This window comes from Pseudomonas sp. FBCC-B1565 (assembly GCF_059133265.1).
Window position 1 is genome coordinate 5,480,231 of record NZ_CP101438.1, and the last position, 26,275, is coordinate 5,506,505.

General features: G+C 61.1%; 21 protein-coding genes. 17 read left to right on the forward strand and 4 right to left on the reverse strand.

Annotation, left to right across the window (positions count from 1 at the left end; translation table 11 throughout):
• Window positions 1-57: 57 nt before the first annotated feature.
• The 17 genes from yaaA (at window position 58) to NL123_RS25465 (ending at window position 21,378) form a co-directional block, all read left to right on the forward strand.
• Window positions 58-837, forward strand: a complete 780-nt coding sequence (gene yaaA / locus NL123_RS25385; protein WP_248486303.1) for a peroxide stress protein YaaA — start codon at window positions 58-60, stop codon at window positions 835-837.
• An 889-nt stretch (window positions 838-1,726) separates the two neighbouring features.
• Entirely contained in the window at window positions 1,727-3,043 is a 1,317-nt protein-coding gene (locus tag NL123_RS25390; protein ID WP_058422917.1) for a nucleotide sugar dehydrogenase, read from the forward strand.
• Between the two features lie 83 nt (window positions 3,044-3,126).
• A complete protein-coding gene (gene alg8, locus NL123_RS25395; RefSeq protein WP_162276396.1) occupies window positions 3,127-4,608 on the forward strand; it encodes a mannuronan synthase in 1,482 nt (493 codons plus the stop codon).
• Window positions 4,609-4,646: 38 nt separating this feature from the next.
• The gene (locus tag NL123_RS25400; protein ID WP_071488569.1) at window positions 4,647-5,813 is read left to right on the forward strand and encodes an alginate biosynthesis protein Alg44; all 1,167 of its coding nucleotides are present in this window, start codon (window positions 4,647-4,649) and stop codon (window positions 5,811-5,813) included.
• A gap of 2 nt (window positions 5,814-5,815) precedes the next feature.
• Window positions 5,816-7,210 (forward strand): alginate biosynthesis TPR repeat lipoprotein AlgK, encoded by a 1,395-nt coding sequence (gene algK / locus NL123_RS25405; RefSeq protein WP_464704832.1) that lies wholly within the window; start codon window positions 5,816-5,818, stop codon window positions 7,208-7,210.
• A complete protein-coding gene (locus tag NL123_RS25410) occupies window positions 7,207-8,694 on the forward strand; it encodes an alginate export family protein (protein WP_494356601.1) in 1,488 nt (495 codons plus the stop codon). The genes algK and NL123_RS25410 overlap by 4 nt, the downstream gene beginning before the upstream one ends.
• Window positions 8,694-10,262, forward strand: coding sequence for a mannuronan 5-epimerase AlgG (gene algG / locus NL123_RS25415; protein ID WP_248486295.1), 1,569 nt, complete (start codon window positions 8,694-8,696; stop codon window positions 10,260-10,262). The genes NL123_RS25410 and algG overlap by 1 nt, the downstream gene beginning before the upstream one ends.
• Before the next feature lie 11 nt (window positions 10,263-10,273).
• Window positions 10,274-11,722, forward strand: coding sequence for an alginate O-acetyltransferase (locus tag NL123_RS25420; RefSeq protein ID WP_248486294.1), 1,449 nt, complete (start codon window positions 10,274-10,276; stop codon window positions 11,720-11,722).
• 8 nt (window positions 11,723-11,730) lie between these two features.
• Window positions 11,731-12,840 carry a mannuronate-specific alginate lyase gene (locus NL123_RS25425; RefSeq protein ID WP_122304790.1) on the forward strand — a complete coding sequence of 370 codons (1,110 nt, stop codon included), beginning with the start codon at window positions 11,731-11,733 and terminating at the stop codon, window positions 12,838-12,840.
• 220 nt (window positions 12,841-13,060) lie between these two features.
• Window positions 13,061-14,593, forward strand: a complete 1,533-nt coding sequence (locus tag NL123_RS25430; protein ID WP_034118206.1) for an MBOAT family O-acyltransferase — start codon at window positions 13,061-13,063, stop codon at window positions 14,591-14,593.
• Between the two features lie 11 nt (window positions 14,594-14,604).
• The gene (locus NL123_RS25435; RefSeq protein WP_058422925.1) at window positions 14,605-15,777 is read left to right on the forward strand and encodes an alginate O-acetyltransferase; all 1,173 of its coding nucleotides are present in this window, start codon (window positions 14,605-14,607) and stop codon (window positions 15,775-15,777) included.
• Window positions 15,778-15,793: 16 nt separating this feature from the next.
• Window positions 15,794-16,450 (forward strand): alginate O-acetyltransferase AlgF, encoded by a 657-nt coding sequence (locus tag NL123_RS25440; protein ID WP_058422926.1) that lies wholly within the window; start codon window positions 15,794-15,796, stop codon window positions 16,448-16,450.
• Between the two features lie 106 nt (window positions 16,451-16,556).
• Complete coding sequence (locus tag NL123_RS25445; RefSeq protein WP_494356602.1) at window positions 16,557-18,008, forward strand: mannose-1-phosphate guanylyltransferase/mannose-6-phosphate isomerase; 1,452 nt, start codon at window positions 16,557-16,559, stop codon at window positions 18,006-18,008.
• A gap of 264 nt (window positions 18,009-18,272) precedes the next feature.
• Window positions 18,273-18,737, forward strand: a complete 465-nt coding sequence (locus NL123_RS25450; RefSeq protein ID WP_494356603.1) for a multidrug transporter — start codon at window positions 18,273-18,275, stop codon at window positions 18,735-18,737.
• 14 nt (window positions 18,738-18,751) lie between these two features.
• On the forward strand, window positions 18,752-19,564 hold the full coding sequence (locus NL123_RS25455; protein ID WP_248486290.1) for an SDR family oxidoreductase: 813 nt from the start codon (window positions 18,752-18,754) through the stop codon (window positions 19,562-19,564).
• Complete coding sequence (locus NL123_RS25460) at window positions 19,565-19,984, forward strand: DUF4440 domain-containing protein (protein ID WP_248486289.1); 420 nt, start codon at window positions 19,565-19,567, stop codon at window positions 19,982-19,984.
• A 95-nt stretch (window positions 19,985-20,079) separates the two neighbouring features.
• Window positions 20,080-21,378: a hypothetical protein gene (locus tag NL123_RS25465; protein ID WP_494356604.1), complete on the forward strand. Its 1,299-nt coding sequence runs from the start codon at window positions 20,080-20,082 to the stop codon at window positions 21,376-21,378.
• On the opposite strand, the gene NL123_RS25470 is transcribed toward NL123_RS25465, so the two are convergent.
• The 4 genes from NL123_RS25470 to NL123_RS25485 are packed head-to-tail and all read right to left on the reverse strand — an operon-like array spanning window position 21,375 to window position 26,132.
• Window positions 21,375-22,232 (reverse strand): efflux RND transporter periplasmic adaptor subunit, encoded by an 858-nt coding sequence (locus NL123_RS25470; RefSeq protein ID WP_494356605.1) that lies wholly within the window; start codon window positions 22,230-22,232, stop codon window positions 21,375-21,377. The genes NL123_RS25465 and NL123_RS25470 overlap by 4 nt on opposite strands.
• Before the next feature lie 10 nt (window positions 22,233-22,242).
• Window positions 22,243-22,443: a DUF1656 domain-containing protein gene (locus tag NL123_RS25475; RefSeq protein ID WP_058422933.1), complete on the reverse strand. Its 201-nt coding sequence runs from the start codon at window positions 22,441-22,443 to the stop codon at window positions 22,243-22,245.
• Window positions 22,433-24,610 (reverse strand): FUSC family protein, encoded by a 2,178-nt coding sequence (locus tag NL123_RS25480; RefSeq protein ID WP_494356606.1) that lies wholly within the window; start codon window positions 24,608-24,610, stop codon window positions 22,433-22,435. Before NL123_RS25480 ends, NL123_RS25475 begins: the two co-directional genes overlap by 11 nt.
• A gap of 10 nt (window positions 24,611-24,620) precedes the next feature.
• Window positions 24,621-26,132 (reverse strand): efflux transporter outer membrane subunit, encoded by a 1,512-nt coding sequence (locus NL123_RS25485; protein ID WP_494356607.1) that lies wholly within the window; start codon window positions 26,130-26,132, stop codon window positions 24,621-24,623.
• Window positions 26,133-26,275: the final 143 nt, after the last annotated feature.

Here is a 26,275-nt window from a genome sequence, read left to right on the forward strand (position 1 = left end):
GTGGAGTCAAAACGCCCCAGCCCCTAGAATCGCCTCACGTTTAAAGGAGACGACTTCATGCTGATGGTGATTTCCCCCGCCAAGACCCTCGATTTCGAGACCGCGCCGGCGACCCAGCGCTTTACCCAGCCGCAGTACCTGGACCACTCCCAGGAGCTGATCGAGCAACTGCGCACCCTCAGCCCGGCGCAAATCAGCGAATTGATGCACGTATCCGACAAGATCGGCGGCCTCAATGCCGCCCGCTTCGGCAGCTGGACCCCGGCATTCACTCAGGACAATGCCAAGCAGGCGCTACTGGCCTTCAAGGGCGATGTGTACACCGGCCTGAACGCCGAGACCTTCAGCGATGCCGACTTCAGCTACGCCCAGGACCACCTGCGCATGCTCTCGGGCCTGTATGGCCTGCTGCGCCCCCTGGACCTGATGATGCCGTACCGCCTGGAAATGGGCACCAAGCTGCCCAATGCACGTGGCAAGGACCTGTACGCCTTCTGGGGCACGCGTATCAGTGAGTGGCTCAACCAAGCGCTGGCCGAACAAGGCGACGACGTGCTGCTAAACCTGGCCTCCAACGAATACTTCTCGGCGGTCAAGCGTACGGCCTTGAAGGCGCGGATCATCGACACCGAGTTCAAGGACCTGAAGAACGGCCAGTACAAGATCATCAGCTTCTACGCCAAAAAAGCCCGGGGGATGATGAGCCGCTTTGTGATCGAGGAACGCATCAACGACCCGGCGAAGCTCAAGCAGTTTGATGTGCAGGGCTATCGCTTCAACGCCGAGCAGTCCAAGCCGGATAACCTGGTGTTTTTGCGCGATCACGCACCAGAATAAAGCTCCCGAGAACACTGATGAACAAATGTGGGAGGGGGCTTGCCCCCGATGGCGATGGATCAGCCAGCTTATCTTTAGCTGACCCACCGTCTTCGGGGGCAAGTCCCCTCCCACATTTTTAACCGCATTTTAATTCGCGAATCGTCATTTTTTTGACGTCAAAAAATATCCCGACGCATCTCTAACAATTCTTTCACTCGACATTCGTCGATTTTTTTCGTAGTGGCACCACTTTTTTCAAACACTAGTGGCACAAAACTATCCCAGCGCGCCAACTCCCTATAACTACTGGCTCAAATAGCAAGTGCTATCAATATACTACCAGTGCCATCTTTCCTAATATTTCAAGAAATTTCAGGAAACAGGATGAGCGGCCCGGAACTTCGTCTAAACGCACGGCTCATACCACCGGTAACGAAATTCTCTGCTTCTGTAAGAGATGACTTACATGACGACCCAAGGAAGTAGCAAAGTTGCCCCATCAACTTTGACTCACGGGTCATATCATCAACTGATATGAGTTGAGGGCGGCGATAAGGATCAATTGCTATCCCCTATAGGCCAAGGCAGCGCTTACCCAAATGTGTCAGTGATGACACCCAAGACGTTGATAAATAAAGGCTAAAAGCCTCTATCAGGGTCTTGCGGCACTGGCGTCGGCACCTTTCCCCAGAAAGGCCGGCTGCATTTCAGGGCAAGCCCCAATAACAAGGCCAAGTTGCGCACAACTTGAGTGCAATAGTTAGTCACTCACTAATTAACATGCCTGTACGCGGTAAGTCGGCGTCTATTCGCCCAACTTCCGTAGCATCAGTGACGCTTGCAAACATGAACTCCGGCCAATTATTGGCATGATTAATACGGTCTTGAAGACAAAGAGGTAAATGCGATGCGCATCAGCATATTTGGTTTAGGTTACGTTGGCGCAGTCTGTGCCGGTTGCCTGTCTGCCCGTGGCCACGATGTGGTCGGCGTAGACATCTCCAAGGACAAGATTGACCTGATCAATGCAGGCAAATCGCCCATCGTTGAGCCCGGTCTGGGCGAGTTGTTGAGCCAGGGTATCGAAACCGGCCGGCTGCGTGGCACCACCAACTTCGCCGACGCCATCCGTGATACTGACCTGTCGATGATCTGCGTCGGCACGCCGAGCAAGAAAAACGGCGACCTGGAACTGGACTACATCGAGGCCGTGTGCCGCGAAATCGGTTTTGTCCTGCGTGACAAAACCACCCGCCACACCGTGGTCGTGCGCAGCACTGTACTGCCGGGCACTGTGGCCAACGTGGTGATCCCGATCCTCGAAGACTGCTCCGGCAAAAAAGCCGGCGTCGACTTCGGTGTCGCGGTCAACCCGGAGTTCCTGCGTGAATCCACCGCCATCGCCGACTACGACCTGCCACCGATGACCGTCATCGGCGAGTTCGACAAAGCCTCCGGCGATGTCCTGCAATCGCTGTACGAAGAACTCGACGCACCGATCATCCGCAAGGACATCGCCGTTGCCGAAATGATCAAGTACACCTGCAACGTGTGGCACGCCACCAAAGTGACCTTCGCCAACGAAATCGGCAACATCGCCAAGGCCGTCGGCGTCGACGGTCGCGAAGTGATGGATGTGGTCTGCCAGGACAAGACCCTCAACCTGTCCCAGTACTACATGCGCCCAGGCTTCGCCTTCGGTGGTTCGTGCCTGCCCAAAGACGTGCGTGCCCTCACCTACCGCGCCGGTTCCCTGGACGTGGAAGCGCCGCTGCTCAACTCGCTGATGCGCAGCAACGAGTCCCAGGTACAGAACGCCTTCGACATCGTCTCCAGCCACGACAAACGCAAAGTCGCCCTGCTGGGCCTGAGCTTCAAGGCCGGCACCGACGACCTGCGCGAAAGCCCGCTGGTCGAACTGGCCGAAATGCTGATCGGCAAGGGCTTTGACCTGAGCATCTACGACAGCAACGTTGAGTACGCCCGTGTCCACGGTGCGAACAAGGACTACATCGAAGGCAAGATCCCGCACGTGTCGTCCCTGCTCAACTCGGACTTCGACGAAGTGATCAACAACTCCGACGTGATCATCCTGGGCAACCGCGATGAGAAGTTCCGTGCCCTGGCGCAGAACGCACCACACGGCAAGCAAGTGATCGACCTGGTGGGCTTCATGTCCAAGGCCACCTGTGCCACAGGCCGTACCGAAGGCATTTGCTGGTAACAGCAACGGCAAGTTCCGGGCTGCAAGCGTTCCCATCCCCAGCGCTTGCAGCCGGGAGCCTTCTTCACCTTCGGATGACGCTTATGTCCAAGTTAAAACACGTACTGCTCCAATCCGCCGGCTGGCTGTTCTTTTTGAGCCTGCTGATGGGACTCGCCCTGCTCTTGCCGGCGAGTACGTTCGACTCCGAGTCGAAGAATTTTATTTTCCTGATTGGCGCCGTCGGCATCTGGCGCTACTCGATGGGTGCTACGCATTTCTTTCGCGGCATGTTGTTCCTGTATGTGGTCTACCCGCACCTGCGCCGCAAAGTGCGCAAGCTGGGCAAGGCTGCCGACCCATCCCATGTGTTCCTGATGGTCACCAGCTTCCGTATCGATGCGCTGACCACCGCGCAGGTCTACAGCTCGGTGATCCGTGAAGCCATCGAATGTGGCTTCCCCACCACCGTGGTCTGCTCGCTGGTGGAAATGTCCGATGAGCTGCTGGTGAAGAGCCTGTGGGAACGCATGAACCCACCCGAGCATGTGAAGCTCGACTTCGTGCGCATCGCTGGCACCGGCAAGCGCGACGGCCTGGCCTTCGGTTTCCGCGCCATCTCCCGCCACCTGCCGGATGACCGCGCCGTGGTTGCGGTGATCGATGGCGACACCGTGCTCGCCGAAGGTGTGGTACGCAAGACCGTGCCGTGGTTCCAACTGTTCGGCAATGTCGGCGGCCTGACCACCAACGAGTTCTGCGAAGTGCGCGGCGGCTACATCATGAGCGAGTGGCACAAACTGCGCTTCGCCCAGCGTCACATCAACATGTGCTCCATGGCCCTGTCCAAGCGCGTGCTGACCATGACCGGCCGCATGTCGGTGTTCCGTGCCAGCGTGGTCACCGACCCGGGCTTTATCGCCGACGTGGAAAGCGACTCGCTGCAGCACTGGCGCCTGGGCCGCTTCAAGTTCCTCACCGGCGACGACAAGTCCAGCTGGTTCAGCCTGATGCGCCTGGGCTACGACACCTTCTACGTGCCGGACGCCGCGATCAACACCGTGGAACACCCGCCGGAAAAGAGCTTCATCAAGGCCAGCCGCAAGCTGATGTTCCGCTGGTACGGCAACAACCTGCGCCAGAACTCCCGAGCCCTGGGCCTGGGTGTGCGTCGGCTGGGCCTGTTCACCAGCATCGTGCTGTTCGACCAGCGCGTGTCGATGTGGACGTCCCTGCTCGGCCTGACCGTGGCGATCATCGCCACCTTCAAATACGGCGGCGCCTTCATCCTCGCGTACCTGCTGTGGATCGGCATCACTCGCCTGATTCTCACCCTGCTGCTGTCGTGCTCCGGCCACAAGATCGGCCCCGCGTACCCGGTGATTCTCTATTACAACCAGATCATGGGCGCGCTGGTGAAGATCTACGTGTTCTTCCGCCTCGATCAACAGTCCTGGACCCGCCAGGACACCAAACTGACCCGCGATTTGGCCAGCTTTCAACGTTGGTTCAACACCTGGTCGTCTCGGACCATGACCTTCTCCGCCGGCAGCATCTTCGTTGCCGTGTTGCTGATGATGGTCTGACCCTGCCAAGCCTGAATTAACTCTAGGAAATTGCCCTGATGAACAGCCAAGTAAATGCCAATGTTGTCCACGAATCCGAAGCCCAGCGCCAACATGCCCGCGTAAAAATCCCGGCCAAGCTGCGCTTCTTCAACACCGACCGCACCCAGACCGAAGCACGGGTGATCGACCTGTCCGCCGGCGGCCTGGCGTTCACCGCCACCCAGCCGTTGACCGTCGGCGAGGTGCACAAGGGCCGCCTGCAATTTGTCATCGATAACCTCGGCCTGGCCATGGACGTGGAACTGCAGATCCGCTCCTACGACCGCCAGACCGGCCGCACCGGTTGCCAGTTCCAGAACCTCGACGCCCAGGATATTTCCACCCTGCGCCACCTGATCACCTCGCACCTGTCCGGCGACATCGTGACCATGGGCGACGTGCTGGCGACCCTGCAACGCGACAACTTCACCAAGGCACGCAAGGTCAAGGACAGCGGCAGCAACATGAGCGCCGCCGGCCGCCTGCGCGCCGTGGTGTTCAGCGCGGGTATCTTCATCGTCGGCCTGGCGGCTTTCGGTTTCGTCTTCAAGTCGGTGTACGGCATGTACTTCGTCAGCCACGCCCAGGCCGGCCTGGTAAGCGTGCCCGGCATGAACGTGACCATGCCACGCGACGGCACCGTGCAGAGCCTGCTCAAGGGTGATGCGGTCGCCGCCAAAGGCGCGCCACTGGCAACCTTCAGCACCAGCATGCTCGACGTGCTCAAGGGCCACCTGGACGAAGACCAACTGCAACCGGCCAAGGTTGAAGAGCTGTTCGGCAAGCAAATGACCGGCACCCTGACTTCGCCGTGCGATTGCGTGGTGGCGCAGCAACTGGTGGCTGACGGTCAGTACGCCAGCAAGGGCGACGTGATCTTCCAACTGGTCCCACGCGGCAGCCAGGCCAACGTGGAAGCACGCTTCACCTATCGCCAGTTCGCCGATGTGCGCCCAGGTACCCCGGTGAGCTTCCAGGTGGCCGACGAGGAGCAGATCCGCACCGGCACCATCGTCAGCAGCACCAGCCTGAACAGCGCCGACCTGTCCTCCGACATCCGCGTGCAGATCAAGCCGGACGCACCGCTGGACAGCACCTACGCCGGTCGCCCGGTGGAAGTCACCAGCGACCGTGGCCCATCGCTGAACTGGCTGATCGATAAAGCCATGGCTGCGGGTCTTTAATCATGAGCGCCCTTCGAAACCTGCCGGTACCCCTGGCGCTGGCCATCGCCCTCGCCGGTTGCGCCGGCCTGCCCGACCAACGCCTGGCCAATGAAGCGCTCAAGCGTGGCGACACCGTCACCGCGCAGCAGAATTACCAGCAACTGGCGGACCTGGGCTACAGCGAGGCCCAGGTGGGCCTGGCTGACATCCAGGTAGGCACTCGCGATCCGGCGCAAATCAAACAGGCCGAAGCCACCTACCGTGCGGCAGCGGACACCTCGCCCCGCGCCCAGGCGCGCCTGGGTCGCCTGCTGGTGGCCAAGCCCGGCAGCACCGAGGCCGAACACCATGAAGCCGAAGGCCTGCTGAAAAAAGCCTTTGCCAATGGCGAAGGCAACACCCTGATTCCGCTGGCGATGCTGTACCTGCAATACCCGCACAGCTTCCCGAACGTGAATGCCCAGCGGCAGATCAGCCAATGGCAGGCCGCCGGTTACCCGGAAGCCGGCCTGGCCCAGGTGCTGCTGTATCGCACCCAGGACACCTACGACCAGCACTTGGATGACGTGGAGCGCATCTGCAAAGCCGCGCTGAACACCACCGACATTTGCTACGTCGAACTGGCCACGGTCTACCAGAAAAAAGCCGAGCCGGAAAAACAGGCCGAACTGCTCAAGCAAATGGAAGCCGGTTACAGCCGTGGCACCGTTACCGCACAGCGTGTCGACAGCGTGGCGCGTGTGCTGGGTGACGCCACCCTCGGCCAGCCGGACGAAAAAACCGCCCAGGCCCTGCTGGAAAAAATCGCCCCTGGCTACCCGGCTTCCTGGGTCAGCCTGGCGCAACTGCTCTATGACTTCCCGGAACTCGGTGACGTCGACCAGATGATGAAGTACCTGGACAACGGCCGCGCCGCCGACCAGCCGCGCGCCGAACTGTTGCTGGGCAAGCTCTACTACGAAGGCAAGTGGGTGCCGGCGGATGCCAAGGCAGCCGAAGCGCACTTCGAAAAAGCCGTGGGCAAGGAAGTGGCCGCCGATTACTACCTCGGCCAGATCTATCGCCGTGGCTACCTGGGCAAGGTCTATCCGCAAAAAGCCCTCGACCACTTGCTGACCGCTGCGCGCAACGGCCAGAACAGCGCCGACTTCGCCATCGCCCAGTTGTTTTCCCAAGGCAAGGGCACCAAGCCCGACCCATTGAACGCCTATGTCTTCAGCCAGCTGGCCAAAGCCCAGGACACCCCGGAAGCCAATGACCTGGCGACCCAGCTCGAAGCGCCCTTGACGCCGGAGCAACGCGCCCAGGGCCAACGCCTGGTGCAACAGGAACTGGCCGCCCGCGGCACCCTGGCCCAGAGCACGTTGCAACTGCACGCCCTGGATGAAGAAGACGACGGCGAGGAATCCCTATGAAGCTCAACCCATTCGTCAAGGCCGGCATCGGCCTGACCTTCGCCCTGCTGTGGTCGTGCCCGACCCTGGCCGCGCTGACCGAAGCCAAGAACTTCGGCCTGGAAGTCAAAGCCACCGCACAGTCCGAAGATGACCGCGACCTCGGCACGCAGAAAGGCGGCGACGTCAACGGCGTCGGCCTCGACCTGCGCCCGTGGATCTACGGTGAAAGCGGCGCGTGGAGCGCCTACGCCATGGGCCAGGCGGTGGTGTCCAGCGACATCATCGAGACCGACCCGCTGCAACAGTCGGCCGATGACGCGAACCAGCAGACCACCAACAACGACCGCAAGGCCAAGAAAAACTACCTGGCCATGCGCGAGTTCTGGGTCGGCTACAGCGGCTTCACGCCCTACCCCGGCGAGATCCTCAAGCTGGGTCGCCAACGCCTGCGCAATGACGACGGCCAATGGCGCGACACCAACATCGAAGCGCTGAACTGGACCTTCGACACCACCCTGCTCAAGGCCAATGTCGGCGTCGCCGAACGTTTCAGCGAGTACCGTACCGACCTCAAGGAGCTGTCGCCCAAGGACAAGGACCGTCAGCACCTCTACGCCGACGCCGCCTACCAGTGGACGCCCGGCCAGTGGATCGGCCTGCGCGGTCACCACACCCATGACAACGGCAAGCTCGACTACCCGGAACCGGGAGTACCCACCGACTCGTTGGACAAGCGTGAAAACGGCGACCTGACCTGGCTCGGCATCGAAGCCAACAGCGACGCCTATAACTGGCGCAACACCAACACCGTCAACTACTGGGCCAGCATCACCGGCATGCAGGGCGACCGCGACACCGTCAACGCGTTGAAAGCCGACGGCAGCCGCCCCGACCAGACCAAGCGCAGCGATAACGTGAATGGCTGGGCCACCGACCTGGGTATCCGCCTGCGCCTTGACCCGCAGTGGCAAGTCGGCGCGGCCTACTCCCGCGCCAGCGCCGAGTACGAGCAGAACGGCCTGCAAAGCAACCGTTCGAACTGGACCGGCACCCAGTCCCGTGTGCACCGCTTCGGTGAGGCCTTCCGTGGTGAGATGAACAACATGCAGGCCATGAGCCTGTTCGGTTCCTGGCAGCTGCGCGAGGACTACGACGCCAGCCTGGTGTACCACAAGTTCTGGCGTGTCGACGGCAACAAGCCGGTGGGCAGCAACGGTATCGATGCGGTGCAGAACAACACCGACGACGTCACCGGCGCGATCCTGTCCAGTACTTCCCTGCCGCTTGAAGATGGCAAGAAAGACCTGGGTCAGGAAATGGACCTGGTGGTCACCAAATACTTCAAGACCGGCCTGTTGCCGGCGGCGCTCAGCCAGTCGATTGATGAGCCATCGGCGCTGGTGCGTTTCCGTGCCGGCGTATTCAAACCGGGCGATGCCTATGGCAGCAACGTCGACTCGTACATGCATCGCGCGTTTGTCGACGTGATCTGGAAATTCTGATGGGAGCCCGCCCAATGAATGCTCAAAGCCTACTCGTCGCGGCAATGCTGTTGGCCAGTGCCACAGCGTTTGCCGATACGGCGGCCAAGGCGCCGACCATCGCCAAGGAACTGCAGCAGGCCAAGACCTACACCATCTCCAGCCCGCCGACCGCGCCGCTGGAAATGGCCAAGCCGGCCCTGCCGGACCTGTCGGGCTACACCGCCGCGGCAATGGAAAAAAAGATCGTAAGGACCAAGCCAGGCAAAATCAGCATCCGCCGCATGATGCAGGAAGATGCGCTCAAGGATTTCATCGGCGGTGACAACAAGATGGCCGAATGGGTGGTGCGTCAGCACGGTATTCCCCAGGCGATCTTTGTCGACGACGGCTACATGAACCTCAAGGACCTGCTGGGCAAGGTGCCCAAGCAGTACCTGAGCGAGACCTCGCCGGGAGTGATCGTGGCCAAGTTGCCGATCGTGGTCGGGCGCAAGGGCATCCTGGAAATCGACAAGAAGACCCAGGAGCTGCGCCTGTCCCAGGAAGGCGGTTCGTTCCTGATCAACGACGGCCAGCTGTTTGTGCGTGACACTAAGGTTACCGGCTGGAGCGAAAAGGCCAACGGCCCGGCGCTGTTCAAGTCGCCCAAGGAATTCCGCCCGTTCCTGCTGGCCTGGGGCGGTACCGAAACCTACATTTCCAACACCAAGATGGCCAGTTTCGGCTACGCCAACAGTAAGTCGTACGGGGTGAGTATTTCCCAGTACACGCCGAACATGGCCAAGGTGCTCAAGCGTCCCGAGCCGACCGGCTGGATCATCGATTCCGAGTTCTCGGACATGTGGTACGGCTTCTACTGCTACGAGACCACCGGCTTTGTGATCAAGGGTAATACCTACAAAGACAACATCGTCTACGGCATTGACCCCCACGACCGTTCCCACGGCCTGATCATCGCGGACAACACCGTCTACGGCACCAAGAAGAAGCACGGCATCATCATTTCCCGTGAAGTGAACGACAGCTTCATCTTCAACAACCGCAGCTACGACAACAAGCTCTCGGGCCTGGTAATCGACCGTAACAGCGTGAACAACCTGATCGCCGACAACGAGATCTACCGCAACCACACCGACGGCATCACCCTCTATGAGAGCGGCGACAACCTGCTGTGGGGCAACAAGGTGATCAGCAACCGCCGCCACGGCATCCGCGTGCGCAACAGCGTGAACATCAAGCTCTACGAAAACACCGCGATGGCCAACGGCCTGACCGGTGTGTACGGCCACATCAAGGATTTGACCGACACCGACCGCGACATCGCCCTCGACCCGTTCGACGCCAAAGTCTCGCTGATCGTGGTCGGCGGTGAACTGGCGGGTAACGGCAGCGGGCCGCTGTCCATCGACTCGCCGTTGAGCATCGAGCTGTACCGCGTGTCGATGCTGGCGCCGACCAAATCCAGCGGCATCAGCTTCTCCGGCGTGCTTGGCGATCGCCAGGAAGAGATTCTCGACCTGCTGGTGCGCCAGCAGAAAGCCGTGCTGATCGACCCTGTCGAACGCCAGACCGAAATGCAGGACTGAGGATGACCCTTATGCACCCACACATGATCAAACTGCTGAGCCTCTCGGGTCTGACCCTCGGCCTGCTCGCGGCCAGCCAGGGCGTACGCGCCGATGAAGTCAAGGCGCCAACCTTCACCGCCGAACCGTGCTGCAGCCTGTGCCCGGCCGCCCATGATGCGCGCAACTACACCACGCGCTATCAGCAGAACTTCACCACCCTGGTGCAAGCCCAGGGCGACTGGTTGTTCCGGACCCAGGAAGACCTGCGCACCGAATTCGACACCACCCCGTCCGGCTACAAGCGCATGCAACAGCTGCACGACGCGTTCAAGGCCAAGGGCGTGGAACTGGTGGTGGTCTACCAGCCGACCCGTGGCCTGGTGAACCGCAACAAACTCAACCCGGAAGAGAAAGCCAAGTTCGACTTCGACAAGGCCCTGGGTAACTACAAGACCATGCTCGGCCGCTTCGCCAAGATGGGCTACGTGGTACCAGACCTGTCGCCGTTGACCAACGAGCAACTGCCGGATGAACTGCCCGCCCACGACTTCTACTTCCGTGGCGACCAGCACTGGACTCCGTACGGCGCCCAGCGCACCGCGAAAATCGTCGGCGCCAAAGTACGCGCCATGCCTGAGTTCGCGGATATTCCCAAGCGTGAATTCGAAACCAAGCGCTCCGGGCGCATGGGCAAGACCGGCACCCTGCACAACATGGCCGGGCAACTGTGCGGCACCAGCTACGCGATCCAGTACATGGACCAGTTCACCACCGAGCCCAAGGGCGAAGCGGGCGACGGCGACCTGTTCGGCGATTCGGGCAACCCGCAGATCACCCTGGTGGGCACCAGCCACAGCGGCAAGAACTACAACTTTGCCGGCTTCCTGGAACAGGAAATCGGCGCCGACATCCTCAACGTCGCCTTCCCCGGCGGTGGTCTGGAAGGTTCGATGATTCAGTATCTGGGCAGCGATGAATTCCAGAAGAGCCCGCCGAAAATCCTCATCTGGGAGTTCTCGCCGCTGTATCGCCTGGACCAGGAGACCATCTACCGCCAGATGATGGCCCTGCTCGACAACGGCTGCGAAGGCAAGACCGCGCAGATGACCGCGAGCACCACGTTGAAACCCGGCAAGAACGAATTGCTGGTGAACAGTTCGAACAAAGACCTGCGTAATGCCAATCACCAGGTTGATATCCGCTTCGCCGATCCGTCGGTGAAAACCCTGCAAGCCACCCTCTGGTACATGAACGGGCGCCACGAGGACATCAAGATCGAGAAACCCGAAACATCCGATACAGACGGGCGTTTCGCCTTTGAACTGCGTACCGATGAAGACTGGGCCTCGCAGAACCTGCTGGCCGTGGAAGTGCAGGGTCCCGAAGCGGGCGCTGCTGCGCAGAAGGTCGAAGCGAAAATTTGCACACGCAACATATTCCCAAGCGGCGGCCAAAAAACCGCCTCCCTCGGGCAATGAGGTTACCTATGCAGAAGTTACTGATCCCTACGTTACTGGGCCTGGCGATGTTCGCAGGCTCCGTCAACGCCGCCGCACCGCTGCGTCCGCCACAAGGCTATTTCGCACCGATTGAAGCGTTCAAGACCGGCGACTTCAAGGAAAACTGCGACACCATGCCGGCACCGTACACCGGGCCGCTGCAGTTTCGCAGCAAGTACGAAGGCTCGGACAAAGCCCGGTCCACCCTGAACGTGCAGTCGGAAAAAGCCTTCCGTGACAGCACCGCCGACATCACCAAGCTGGAAAAAGACACCAGCAAGCGCGTGATGCAGTTCATGCGTGACGGCCGTCCCGAGCAGCTCGAATGCACTCTGAACTGGCTGGTGTCGTGGGCCAAGGCCGATGCGTTGATGTCCAAGGACTTCAACCACACCGGCAAATCCATGCGCAAATGGGCGCTGGGCAGCATGGCCTCGGCCTATGTGCGCCTGAAGTTCTCCGACTCGCACCCGTTGGCCAATCACCAGCAGGAATCGCAACTGATCGAAGCCTGGTTCAACAAGCTTGCCGATCAAGTGGTCAGCGACTGGGACAACCTGCCGCTGGAAAAAACCAACAACCACTCCTACTGGGCCGCCTGGTCGGTGATGGCAACGTCCGTCGCCACCAACCGTCGCGACCTGTTTGATTGGGCGGTGAAGGAATACAAGGTCGGCGTGAACCAGGTCGACGACCAAGGGTTCCTGCCCAACGAGTTGAAGCGTCAGCAACGCGCCCTGTCGTACCACAACTACGCCCTGCCGCCGCTGTCGATGATCGCCAGTTTTGCCCTGGTCAATGGCGTGGACCTGCGCCAGGAAAACAACAGCGCGCTCAAGCGCCTGGGCGACAAAGTGCTCGCCGGGGTCAAGGATCCCGAGATCTTCGAACAGAAGAACGGCAAGGAACAGGACATGAAGGACTTGAAGCAGGACATGAAATTCGCCTGGCTCGAACCCTTCTGCACCCTCTACACCTGCGCGCCGGACGTGATCGAGCGCAAGCATGGGATGCAACCGTTCAAGACCTTCCGCCTCGGGGGCGACCTGACCAAGGTCTATGACCCGACGCATGAGAAAGGCAACAAGGGTTCCTGACAAAACACGGTAGAAAAATGTGGGAGGGGGCTTGCCCCCGATAGCAGGGTGTCATTCAACACAGATGGAGACTGTTACACCGCCATCGGGGGCAAGCCCCCTCCCACAGTTTGAATCGGTTTCGTCAGTTGGAATGTTGTACGGCCCGCCCCCGATTTTTCGTGGGGGGGTTTGGGGGGGCTCTGGCCCTTGACTGTTGGTTAAACATGGAGAGATCGGGATGGTTTTCTCGTCCAATGTGTTCCTGTTTCTGTTCTTGCCGATCTTTCTCGGCTTGTACTACTTGAGCGGGCAACGCTATCGCAACCTGCTGCTGCTGATTGCCAGCTACGTGTTCTACGCCTGGTGGCGAGTGGACTTCCTGGCGCTGTTCGCCGCCGTGACGCTGTGGAACTACTGGATCGGCCTGAAAGTCGGTGCCGCCGGTGTGCGCACCAAGCCGGCCCAGCGCTGGCTGCTGCTCGGCGTGGCGGTCGACCTGTGCATCCTCGGCTACTTCAAGTACGCCAACTTCGGCGTCGACAGCATCAACGTGATGATGAAGTCGGCGGGCCTTGAGCCGTTCATCCTGACCCACGTGCTGCTGCCGATCGGTATCTCGTTCTACATCTTCGAGTCGATCAGCTACATCATCGACGTGTACCGTGGCGATACCCCGGCGACCCGCAACCTGATCGACTTTGCGGCGTTCGTGGCGATCTTCCCGCACCTGATTGCCGGCCCGGTCCTGCGCTTTCGCGACCTGGCCGACCAGTTCAACAACCGCACCCACACCCTCGACAAATTTTCCGAGGGCTGCACGCGGTTCATGCAGGGTTTCATCAAGAAGGTGTTCATTGCCGACACCCTGGCAGTCGTCGCCGACCACTGCTTCGCCCTGCAGAACCCCACCACCGGTGATGCCTGGCTCGGCGCACTGGCCTACACCGCGCAGCTGTACTTCGACTTCTCCGGCTACAGCGACATGGCTATCGGCCTGGGCTTGATGATGGGTTTCCGCTTCATGGAAAACTTCAAGCAGCCGTATATCAGCCAGTCGATCACCGAGTTCTGGCGGCGCTGGCACATCAGCCTGTCCACCTGGCTGCGTGACTACCTGTACATCACCCTGGGCGGCAACCGTAAAGGCACGCTGACCACCTACCGCAACCTGTTCCTGACCATGCTGCTTGGCGGCCTGTGGCACGGTGCGAACATCACCTACATCGTGTGGGGCGCCTGGCACGGCATGTGGCTGGCGATTGAAAAAGCCATCGGCCTCAACACCGCGCCACGCAGCTTCAACGTCGTGCGCTGGGCCTTCACCTTCCTGCTGGTAGTGATGGGCTGGGTGATCTTCCGTGCCGAAAACCTGCACGTCGCCGGGCGTATGTACGGTGCGATGTTCAGCTTTGGCGAGTGGTCGCTGTCGGAACTCAACCGCGCCAACCTCACCGGCCTGCAAGTGGCAACCCTGGTGGTGGCCTACGCAACCCTGGCGTTCTTTGGCCTGCGCGACTTCTACACCAATCGCCCTGCCGAGAAAACCAAGCCGGCCGACCCGAGCCTGATCAAGGCCGTACCGGGCGACAACCCCGGCAGCATCCACGAGCCCGGCTTCACCGTGGGCCAGGATGCCGCCGTGCAACCGGCCTACTGGACCGCTGACTGGCCACGCTACGCCATGCGCGCTGCGGTGCTGCTGCTGTTCGTGGCGTCGATTCTCAAACTGTCGGCGCAGAGTTTCTCGCCGTTCCTTTACTTCCAATTCTGAGGGAGCCGACCATGACCCGTTCATTACGCGTCCTCTATATCGGCCTGTTCCTGGTGGTGCTGCTGGCCCTGGGCGCCTGGTCGCTGCGCAGTTTCTTCGGCTTCAGCACCAACGCCGACGCCACCGTGCTCAACGGTCGCTGGACCAAGGCCGTCGAGACCCACTACGACGACCAGTTCCCGATCAAGCGTCTGGGCACCAACCTGTGGGCGGCGCTGGACTACAAGCTGTTCAATGAAGGCCGCCCTGGTGTGGTGTTGGGCCGCGATCACTGGTTGTACAGCGACGAGGAGTTCAACCCCGCCGTCAACGAAGACCAGAACCTGGAAGGTAACTACGCGCTGGTCGAAGGCGTGCGCCAGAAGCTCAAGGCCCAAGGCATCCAACTGGTGATGGCAATCGTGCCGGCCAAGGTGCGCCTGTATCCGGAACACCTGGGTGAAGTGAAACCGGCCAGCATCCACGCCAACCTTTACCAGGACTTCCACGCCCGTGTCGCCGCCGACAAGATCATCGCCCCGGACCTGCTCGGCCCGCTGCAACAGGCCAAGCTCGGCGGCAAGCAGGTGTTCCTGCGCACCGACACCCACTGGACCCCGGACGGCGCTGAAATCGCCGCCAAGCAATTGGCCAAGACCATTGCCGCCAAGACCCCACTGAGCGGCGAGCCACAGCGTTTTGTCACCGAGGCCGAGAGCACCACACCGCACAAAGGCGACCTGCGTCTGTTCCTGCCGCTGGACCCGCTGTTCGAAAACCTGATGCCACCGCAAGAGCCGCTGCAAAAACGTGTCACGCACCTGGCCGAAACCAAAGGTGACGACGCGCTGTTCAGCGACAGCGAAACCCCGGTAGCCCTGGTGGGCACCAGCTACAGCGCCAACCCCAACTGGAACTTCGTCGGTGCCCTCAAGCAAGCCCTGGGCAGCGACGTGGTCAGCTACGCCGAAGACGGCCATGGCCCGATCCTGCCGATGCTCAGCTACCTGAAAAGCGATGACTTCAAGAACAGCCCGCCCCAGGTGCTGATCTGGGAGTTTCCTGAACGTTATCTGCCCGTGAACAACGAAATCGGTGATGCCGACCCCGCGTGGGTTGCGCAGCTTAAACAAGCCGGTTCGCGCCAACAGAACATGGCTTTGAACACTCAAAAATCCGAGACGCCCGACCGGGCGCAAAACTGAAAGAGAGGTAACTCACATGACTTTCACTACAACTCCGCGTCGTCTCGCTAAAACCCTGGCCATTGCAGCCGGTTTGAGCTTCGTATCGATGTCCGCCTTCGCCGGTGGCGACGCCGCCCTGTACGGCCCTACCGCGCCAAAAGGCTCGAGCTTCGTGCGCATCTACAACGCCAGCAACCAGGAAGTCAGCGCTACCGTTGGCGCCACCAACCTGAGCGACGTGGCCCCACTGGCCAGCAGCGACTTCAGCTTCATGCCCGGCGGTGACTACAGCGCCAAGGTCGGCAGCCAGACCGTACCGGTCAAGCTCGCTCCAGACCACTACTACACCCTGGTCAACAGCGGCAGCGGCCAGCCACAGCTGATCGAAGAACCGCCGTTCAAGAACAAGCAGAAGTCCCTGGTGCGCGTGCAGAACCTCAGCGACAAGGCCCTGACCCTGAAAACCGCCGATGGCAAGACCGATGTGGTCAAGTCGGTGGCAGCCAAGGGCCGTGGCGAGCGTGAGATCAACCCGGTGAAGGTGAGCCTGGCGCTGTATGACGGTGACAAGAAAGTCGGCGATGTGAAGCCAGTGGCCCTGGAACGTGGTGAGGCAGCCGTGCTGTACGTCACAGGTTCCGGTTCGAGCTTGTCGCCAGTCTGGGTGAAACGCCCAGTGTCGACCCGCTAAAGCATTTTTCCGGGTTGGTTGAGACCAACCCGGACCGAGACAAAAACAAGAGTGAAACGACAAACCTTCGTAGCTCTGACCCAAATCGATTCAAGGAGAAACCCCCATGATTCCAGTCATCCTTTCCGGTGGTAGCGGCTCACGTCTTTGGCCGCTTTCCCGTAAACAGTTCCCTAAACAATTCCTGGCCCTGACCGGTGAGCACACGCTGTTCCAGCAGACCCTGGAGCGCCTTGTGTTCGAAGGCATGGACACCCCGATCGTGGTCTGCAACAAGGACCACCGTTTTATCGTCAACGAACAACTGGCCTCCCGTAAGTTGGAAAGCCAGCGCATCCTGATGGAGCCGTTCGGCCGCAACACCGCGCCGGCCGTGGCCCTTACCGCGATGATGCTGGTCAACGAAGGCCGTGACGAGCTGATGCTGGTGCTGCCCGCCGACCACGTGATCGACGACCAGAAAGCCCTGCAGCGCGCCCTGGCCCTGGCCACCGTGGCTGCCGAGCGTGGCGAGATGGTGCTGTTTGGCGTGCCGGCCACCCGTCCGGAAACCGGTTATGGCTACATCAAGTCCACCAACGATTCGCTGCTGCCGGAAGGCGTGAGCCGCGTCGAGCAGTTCGTGGAAAAACCCAATGAAAAACGCGCCATCGAGTTCGTCAAAAGCGGCGGTTACTTCTGGAACAGCGGCATGTTCCTGTTCCGCGCCAGCCGCTTCCTCGAAGAGCTGAAAAAGCACGACCCGGACATCTACGACACCTGCCTGCTGACCCTGGAACGCAGCGAACAGGATGCCGATACCGTGTCCTTCGACGAAGCCACCTTCGCCTGCTGCCCGGACAATTCCATCGACTACGCCGTGATGGAAAAAACCCAGCGCGCCTGCGTGGTGCCGCTGAGTGCCGGTTGGAGCGACGTGGGTTGCTGGGCCTCGCTGTGGGCGGTCAACGATAAAGACGTCCACGGCAACGTCAGCAAAGGCGACGTGGTGATACAGGACAGCCGCAACTGCATGATCCACGGCAACGGCAAGCTGGTATCGGTGATCGGCCTGGACAACATCGTGGTGGTGGAAACCAAGGACGCGATGATGATTGCCCACAAGGACAAGGTCCAGGGCGTCAAGCAGATGGTCAGCACCCTCAACGACCAGGGCCGCAGCGAAACCCAGAACCACTGCGAAGTCTATCGTCCGTGGGGCTCCTACGACTCGGTGGACATGGGCGGGCGCTTCCAGGTCAAGCACATCTCGGTCAAGCCGGGCGCATGCCTGTCGCTGCAGATGCACCACCACCGCGCCGAACACTGGATCGTGGTCAGCGGCACCGCCGAAGTGACCTGTGACGAGAACGTGTTCCTGCTCACCGAGAACCAGTCCACCTACATCCCGATCGCCTCGGTGCACCGCCTGCGCAACCCGGGCAAGATCCCGCTGGAGATCATCGAAGTGCAATCGGGCAGCTACCTGGGCGAAGACGATATCGAGCGCTTCGAAGATATCTACGGTCGCTCCACACCGGTAGAACGTGGCGTGTCGGTGAAAACTATCGCGCAGTAAAACAGTCGTACAAGAAGCCCTCGCCCAGCCCATTGCGTCCCCTATCCGCAGTGGGTTGGGTGGGGGCTTTTTGTTTGGGCTTTTGCGGTGACTGCAAGGGCCTCATCGGGGGCAAGCCCCCTCCCACAGTTGAATGTGTTCACAGATCAAGGGTGGGAGGGGGCTTGCCCCCGATGACGCCCACACAGTCACCACAGCACTCAAGGTCGCCAATCCCACCTACGCTTAAGTTAGGATGCTCGTTCCCTATTCGAGGTGGTCTCCATGTTCTTCGGCGTTCTCCTGATCATCACCTGGCTGATCCTGCTGCTGCGCTACCCCGCCAAGGCCTTGCCCGTCTCCCTGGCCGCCGCCGTGGGCCTGGGTTTCGTAGCAATCTGGGTGGTCTGGCTGGACAACCGCGAAGCCTCGCAACTGGCCCGCCTGGAACTGCGCATCAGCTACGCCCCGCAAGAGTGCCCGGCCGACCGCCCGCTCAAGTTGACCCTCAACAACGGCAACGATGTACCGCTGACCGAACTGCGCTGGCGCGTCGCCGCCTATGCACCGGGCGACTCGGTCAACCTGGCCGACAACGTCTACGCCGCCCCCCGCTATCGCGGCCCTGGGGAGTTGCAGGCCGGGTCGACCTGGGAAGACTGCCTGCCCACGCCGCCGTTGCGCCCCGGCTATCGCCCGCAAACCCTGGAATTTCGTGCCGAGCACCTGCAAGGCAGTTTCTCGGACTGACAAAGGACTGACCCATGCCCAACGTACTCATCACCGGCTGTTCCAGTGGTATTGGCCGTGCCCTGGCTGACGCGTTCAAAGCCGCCGGCTACAGCGTGTGGGCCAGCGCCCGCCGCCCGGAAGATGTCGCCGCCCTTGCCGCTGCGGGCTTCAATGCGGTCGAGCTGGACGTCAACGACAGCACCGCCCTGCAACACCTGGCCGAACAGCTAGGCGATCTGGATGTGCTGGTCAACAACGCCGGATATGGCGCCATGGGCCCGTTGCTCGATGGCGGCACCGAGGCCATGCAACGCCAGTTCGAGACCAATGTATTTTCTATCGTCGGTGTGACCCAGGCGCTGTTCCCGACCCTGCGCCGCAGCAAAGGCCTGGTGGTGAACATTGGCAGTGTTTCCGGCGTATTGGTCACGCCATTTGCCGGTGCCTACTGCGCATCAAAAGCGGCCGTACATGCCTTGAGCGACGCGCTGCGCATGGAACTCGCGCCGTTTGGCGTGCGGGTCATGGAAGTGCAGCCCGGTGCGATCAATACCCGCTTCGCAAAAAACGCCGGCGCCCAGGCCGAACTGTTGATCAACGAGCAATCCCCTTGGTGGCCATTGCGCGACGGCATCCGCGCACGCAGCCAGGCGTCCCAGGACAAGCCGACACCCGCCAATGAGTTTGCCGCGGATGTGCTCAAGGCCGTGCAACAGTCGCAACCGCCGCGCCTGCTGCGTTCGGGTAACGGCAGCCGCGCGTTGCCGCTGCTGGCGGCGTTGTTGCCCAAGGGGTTGTTGGAGAAGGTGTTGAAGAAACGTTTTGGTTTGAATGGGAGTTTGTAAATGATCGACTACAGCGATTTTTTTGAAGAAGTGATCCAGACCCACGTCGAGATCGAGCAATGGTTTGCCGGTGTCGCACCCGAAGGCACCTTGCAGACGTTGCTCGCCCGCTTCTCGCCGGCGTTCAGCATGATCGCCCCCGCTACCGGCGCAAGGGTGAATGCAGCCGGGGTCAATGCACTGTTCACGCGTTTAGGCGGCATGCGCCCTGGGTTGAAGATCACCTTGAGCGAGATGGCCGGGATCGACCGGCATGCCCGTGGGGCAACGGTGACTTACCGCGAGCATCAAGTGGACGCCAGCGGCACGCAGACAGATCGCCGCGCAACCGTGGTGTTCGAGAAGCAGGCCAGTGGTGTGCTTTTGTGGCGCCACCTGCATGAGACGTTGTTGGCGCAAACACCTGGCAACCTGCAATAGCCCCGGCCACCTGTCAGATCTGACAGTAGACGAGGCATTCATTCACCAACAGACTGAGGCCGGTCCTTTCTGACAGCAGATGGAGCGACACGCCAATGAACCTCCCAAGCGCCGCCTCCTCGCAACAACCCGGTAGCCCAGACCCCAATTTCGGTAACAATGGTGTGGCCGCGCTGGAGTGGATACTCAAAAAACATCCCGACTTCATCGTCACCCATCATTTCAAAGGGCTGACGACCACCTTGGACGGCAAGGTCCTGTTCAGCGCCAACCTCTTTCACAATGGCAACTACGTATTCGGGTTGGGTCGCCTGAAGACAGATGGCAGCCTGGATGACTCATGGGGTAACAATGGCTTGGTGTCAGGCATGTTCTTGCCCCTGACACAGGCCGGAGGCTCAAGGCTGGCAGTTCAGCCCGATGGAAAAATCCTGATGCTGGGTTGGACATGGCGCGATCAAGACACGCCATGGGCAGACTTGGTCATCGCTCGTTTCGACAGCCAAGGCACACTCGACCCTCAGTTTGCCAACGCGGGTGTGTGCATCCTGCTGACCCACCAAAGTGAAGGGCTGACTGAAGACTCGGCAACCGTATACCTGCAACACGACGGGAGCATCCTGGTCACTGCCAACTACGCACAGCGTGCAGCGCCGACGATGACGAACGGGACGGTGTTCCGCTTGCAGCCAAATGGGCAGCTGGACCCCAGCCTCAACGGCAATGGAAGGCTGGACTTCAAATTGCCCGTCGCCAACGCGGCTACTGCGGTCAACGCCTGTATCAGCCAGGGCAACCGCCATAAAATTGTTATTGTCGGTCATGCCCGTTTTGACCCTGCTACCGATACCGCCTTTGTCGCACGGCTCAACCATGGCGGTACACTCGACACTACCTTTGGTCCCCCTCAAACACCTGGCTATCACACCGTTGGCATCAGCGGCGAGCACACGACCTTCAATGCCCTTGTAGAACGCGCAGACAACAGCATCGTGGCTGCGGGCCAGGTTGGGGTGATCGGCGCGGGAACCACCCAGGGCCTCCTGCGGGCCATTACGCCCGACGGCGCGCCACATCTTCCATTCAACAATGGTCAGCTTCTACGGAGTCAATTCGATAACAAACGTGACAATGGCTGGCAGTGCGTGATGTCCACCAACGCCGGGAACATCGTCACCGCTTCTCGGGGTGGTTGGATCTATGTGGCCCGCTTCAAAGCAGATGGCACCCTGGACCTGATCTTCGACAGAAAGGGCTATACCGACATGCAGTCCCCCGTGGTGACGGATCCTGTACTGTTGACCGAGCGAGGCGACCAAAGAATCATTGTGGCGGCAAACACCCTCGGGATCACTCCAGAAGGCGTCGGTGTGATTCGCGGGTTTCTCGGCTAACGGGCCTTATCGACGATCACCGTGCAAGTAATCCCCGCCGCCAACAACACCCCCTGCGGCACCTCATCGATATGAATCCGCACCGGCACCCGCTGGGCCAGGCGTACCCAGTTGAAGGTCGGGTTCACATCGGCAATCAGCTCGCGGCTCTCGGGGTTGTCGCGGTCGTAGATGCCGCGCGAGATGCTTTCTACATGGCCCTTTAACGTCTCGCCGCTCATCAACTGCATATCGGCTTTGTCGCCGACTTTCACCTGGGGCAATTTGGTTTCCTCGAAGAAGCCATAGACCCAGAACGAATTCATATCCACCACGGCCATCTTGGCTTCGCCGATGCGTGCGTAATCGCCTCGGTGCACGTTGAGGTTGGTGACGTAACCGTCCACCGCCGCCAGCACTCGGGTGCGTTTCAGGTTCAGTTCGGCCGCCTCCAGTTGCGCCTGCGCGTGCTGGTAATCGGCCAATGCTGAGTCGGCGATGTTACTGGCGTCGTCGCGGTTTTCCTTCGAAATCACCAGCGCATCCAGGTCCGCCCGGCGATGGGCGTTGACCTTGCGCATTTCCCAGGTGGCTTTGCGCGACGCGACCAGGGATTGCGCCTGCTTGACGGCAATGCGGTAGTGCTCGGGGTCGATCTGCATCAGCAGGTCACCCTTCTTCACCAACTGATTGTCACGCACCGGCACGTCGACCACTTCGCCGGTGACGTCGGCGGCAACGTTGATGATGTCGGCGCGCACACGGCCATCGCGGGTCCATGGAGTTTCCATGTAATGCACCCACAGCGTGCGGCCAATCCAGATCGCCAGGGCCAGTACCAGCAAGGTCGCGAGCAGGCTGAAAAACTTTTTCATCGGGGCATTCTCAACGGTAGACGGTCAGCGCCAGGGCGCCGAACAGGCAGACGAACAGGCTCAGGCGCAGCAACGCCGGGTGCCAGAAAAAACGGTACAGGTCGAACCCGGCCAGGAAGCGGTCCACACCCCAGGCCAGCCCCGCCGCGATCAGAAACATCAGGGTCATGGTCGGCATGTAGATGCCGTGGAAGGCGATTTCACGGGGCATGCGCAGCTCCTTTAAAGGCAGCGAGTGGCGATTGCGGGTCGAGCAACGAGGTGCGGATAAAGTGCAGGTAGCTTTTCACCCGGCGCAGGGCCGAGGTGTCGAAGTGCGGGGCGAAGGGTTCGTCGGTGGCCTGCACGCGGCTGATCGCATGGTCGACGGCAATCAGGCCACGCTCCAGGTTGCTCGCGCTGGGTTGCAGGAACAGCCGCACCAGCGAGCGGCCCATCACGCGGATCGCCTGGCGCCACGGCTGGGACTCGGCGTACGCCGGGTGCACCGGCAGGATCGCCTGCTCCTTGCGCAACTCGATGATCGCGTGGCCGACTTCCAGCACCACGAACATCCAGCGCAGCAGGTCGCGTTGCACTTGCGGCTGGCCGACGGCGAGGCCGTAGGCCTGGTGCAGCAGGTCGCGGGTGCGGCTTTCGAAGCTCGAAGCCAGGCCCTTGAGCTTGCCGCTGATCGCATACACCACCTGTTCACGCAGGTCCTGCTCCAGGCGGCGCCACAACCAGCGGCTGTTGGGCGGCAGGATGATCGCACCGGCCGCCGCGCACACCAGCATGCCGATGATCATGGCGATGTAGTCGTTGATAAAGGTGTAGGGGTTGTAGATCGTGAGGTTGTCCGGCACCGAGCCGGTACTGAAAAAGATCAACAGGCCCACGCCGACACCCGCGTACTGCGGGCGCGAGGCGAGAAACGCGCCGAAGATGATCACCGGCGCAAGCATCACGCACAGCAGCGGGAAGCCGTCGATCCAGGGGAACACAAAGAACATTTCGACAAAGCCCACCAACGCACCGATCAAGGTGCCGCAGGCCATCTGGAACGCCATGCGTTTGGGGTTTGGCGTGGCGGCGGACAGGCCCACGGTGGCGGCGGCAATCAAAGTCATGGTCGCGCCGCTGGGCCACGCGGTGGCCACCCAATAGCTACCGAGCACAATCAAGATAAACGACGCGCGAATCCCCGACGCAGCGCAGGCCAGCCAGTTGGTCTTCGGGATAAAGGTTTCGTCCCACTGCTCACGCGCATGGCTGTGATCGGCCAACGACGCGTGGGTTTGCGCATAGTTGTGCAGGTCGTCGACGAAGCGGTAGAGCAGCTCGTAGGCGGTGTGGAAATCCAGTTGCTCGGCTTCGGTGGGGTCGCCTTCCTGGAACGTTGCGCGCAGGCTGCGCACTTTGGTGGGCAAGCCGTCCTTGTAGGCGCTCAGTTGATTGACCAGGCGCGCCGCGTCGGGACTGGTGAGCGCTCGACCCGAGAAACCATCGAGCACTTCAGCCAGGTCTTGCAGGCCGGGTTTGATCGCCGCAACAACGTGGTCGGCGGCATCGGTGCGCAGCCGTTCAAGCAACTGGTGCAAGGCACTGAAGCGCGTGGTGAGGCTCATGAACTCGCTGTTGAGGCGACTGAGCCGACCATTGCGCCGCCGCATGTGCGGGTCTTCAAACACTGTGACGCTGCGCAGCCCTTCCAGGCCCACGGCTTCGGCGATGAAACGTACATTGCTGGCCTCGAACCCTTCACGTTGGCTGCGCCCGCGCAGGCCATCGGTGACGAACAGCGCGAACACGCCAAAGCGCTGGTACAAGGCGTTGCGCATCGCGGCGCTGGAGGTTTGCGGCAGGATCGCGGCGCTGACCAGCGTGGCGCACAGGATCCCCAGGGAGATTTCCAGCACCCGCCACACCGCCGCCATAAAGGCTCCTTCCGGATGCGCCAGGGCCGGCAGGCCGACCATCGCCGCCGTGTAGCCGGCCAGCACAAAACCGTAGGCCCGAAAGTTACGGTTGCGCGTCGCACCGGCGGTGCAAATGCCGACCCAGATCGCCAGCGCGCCGAGGAACAACTCGGTGTTCTGCGCAAACAAGGCGATCAACAGCACCATCACCGCCGACCCTGCCAGGGTGCCGAGGAAGCGATAGAAGCTCTTGGCAAATACCTGGCCGCTTTGCGGTTGCATCACGATAAACACAGTGATCATCGCCGTGCGCGGTTGCGGCAATTCCAGGCGCATGGCCAACCACAGCGTGAGGAACGCGGCGGCCAGCACCTTGAAGATATACACCCAGGTCACGCCGTCGCTGCGTGCCCAGTCGAAAAAACCACGGCGCCACTCAAGGGCATGCAGCCAGCGCAGCGGTGCAGGCAAGGGAGTCATCAAATCCTACTCAGTGATCAAATACGGCCAGTGCCGTCGGGGTCTTGCTCGGGAGGGTCTTGGCGTCTTGCGGTACGTCGCTGCCGGCACCGAGGCCACCGCCCAGGGCGGTGACCAATTCCGCGTGGGCGCTCAGGCGGGCGGCCTGCACCTGTTGCTGCACCTGCTGCTGGCGGAACAGCAACGTCTGCGCATTCAGCACATTGAGGTAGTCAGTGAGGCCGCGCTGGTAGGCGATCATCGCGATGTCGTAGGTTTTCTGCGCCGAGGCCACCGACTGCGCGGCGAAGGACGCTTGCTTGTCCATGGACTCGCGACGGATCAACTGGTCGCTGATGCCCTTGAGCGCGTTGACCAGCGTCTGGTTGTACCTGGCGACCGCGATGTCATAACCGGCGCTGGCTTCACCCAATTGCGCACGCAGGCGCCCTCCGTCGAAGATCGGCAAGGTGATCGCCGGACCGACGTTGTAGTTGAATTTCTTGCCCGCCAGGAACTCCAGCATGCCGCCGCCGGTGGCCATGTAGCCGAGGCTGCCGACCAGGTCCACGTTGGGATAGAACCCGGCGTGGGCCACATCGATGCCACGGGCCTGGGCTGCGACCTGCCAACGGCTGGCGACCACGTCCGGGCGCTGGCCAATCAATTGCGCAGGCAGGCTCGATGGCAACTTCAAGGGCGCGGCGAGGGACAGGCTCGGGCGCTGCAACTGCGCACCGTCTCCCGGACCTTTACCCGCCAACGCCGCCAACTGGTTACGGCTCAGGGCGATTTCCTCGTCCAATGCGTCCAGTTGGCGGTGGGTTTCCGGCAACGGGGTTTGGGCTTGGCTCACATCGAAATGGGTGCCGATGCCTGCGTCCAGGCGTTTGTTGGCCAGGTCGAGGATCTGCTGCTGTTGCGCCAGCGTCGCCGCAACGATATCGCGGTTGGCGTACTGCAACGACAGCTGGATATAGGCGCGCACCACGTTGTTCTGCAATTCAAGCTGGGCCTGGCGTGCCTCGGCGGCGCTCATGTGGGCCAGGTCAACGGCACGCTCGGTGGCATTGCTTTCACGGCCCCACAGGTCGAGGGCGTAGCTCAGGCCCAGGGACGCATTATTGTCCCAGGTGTTGGCACCGCTCAGCTCACCTGGCCCGTAGAACTGATCCTTCGGCCAGTTGTGGCGCTTGAGGGTGGTGTCACTATTGATCTGCAACGACTCGGCCGACTCGGCAACCCCGGCCATGGCCCGTGCTTCACGCACCCGCGCGGCGGCCATGGCCATGCTTGGGCTGTGTTGGGTCGCGAGGTCGACCCAGCGGTTCAGTTGGGGATCGCCGAAGGCTTGCCACCAGTGTGCGGTGGGCCAGTGGGCGTCTTGTGCGGCGCTCTGGATGGCGTCGTCGGTGGCCAGGTTATTGGCGTTCAGGGACTGGCCTTGTGGGGCGATTCCTCCGGTTCCGATGCAGCCGCTGATTGCTAACGATAAGGCCCAAACACTGAGAGTCTTCAGCTCTCTGCTGATGCGACGCGGCACGGCAAGCGACTTCCTGAGGTGGTGGTGCGGGGTAGGTGGCGCAATTCTAGGGGGCGATATGAAGGACGATAAGCTGGTATTCCTGTGAATCTTTGTTACCGTTCAGGCGATAATCCGTTGGTAGGGATCACTGGACGGCGTAA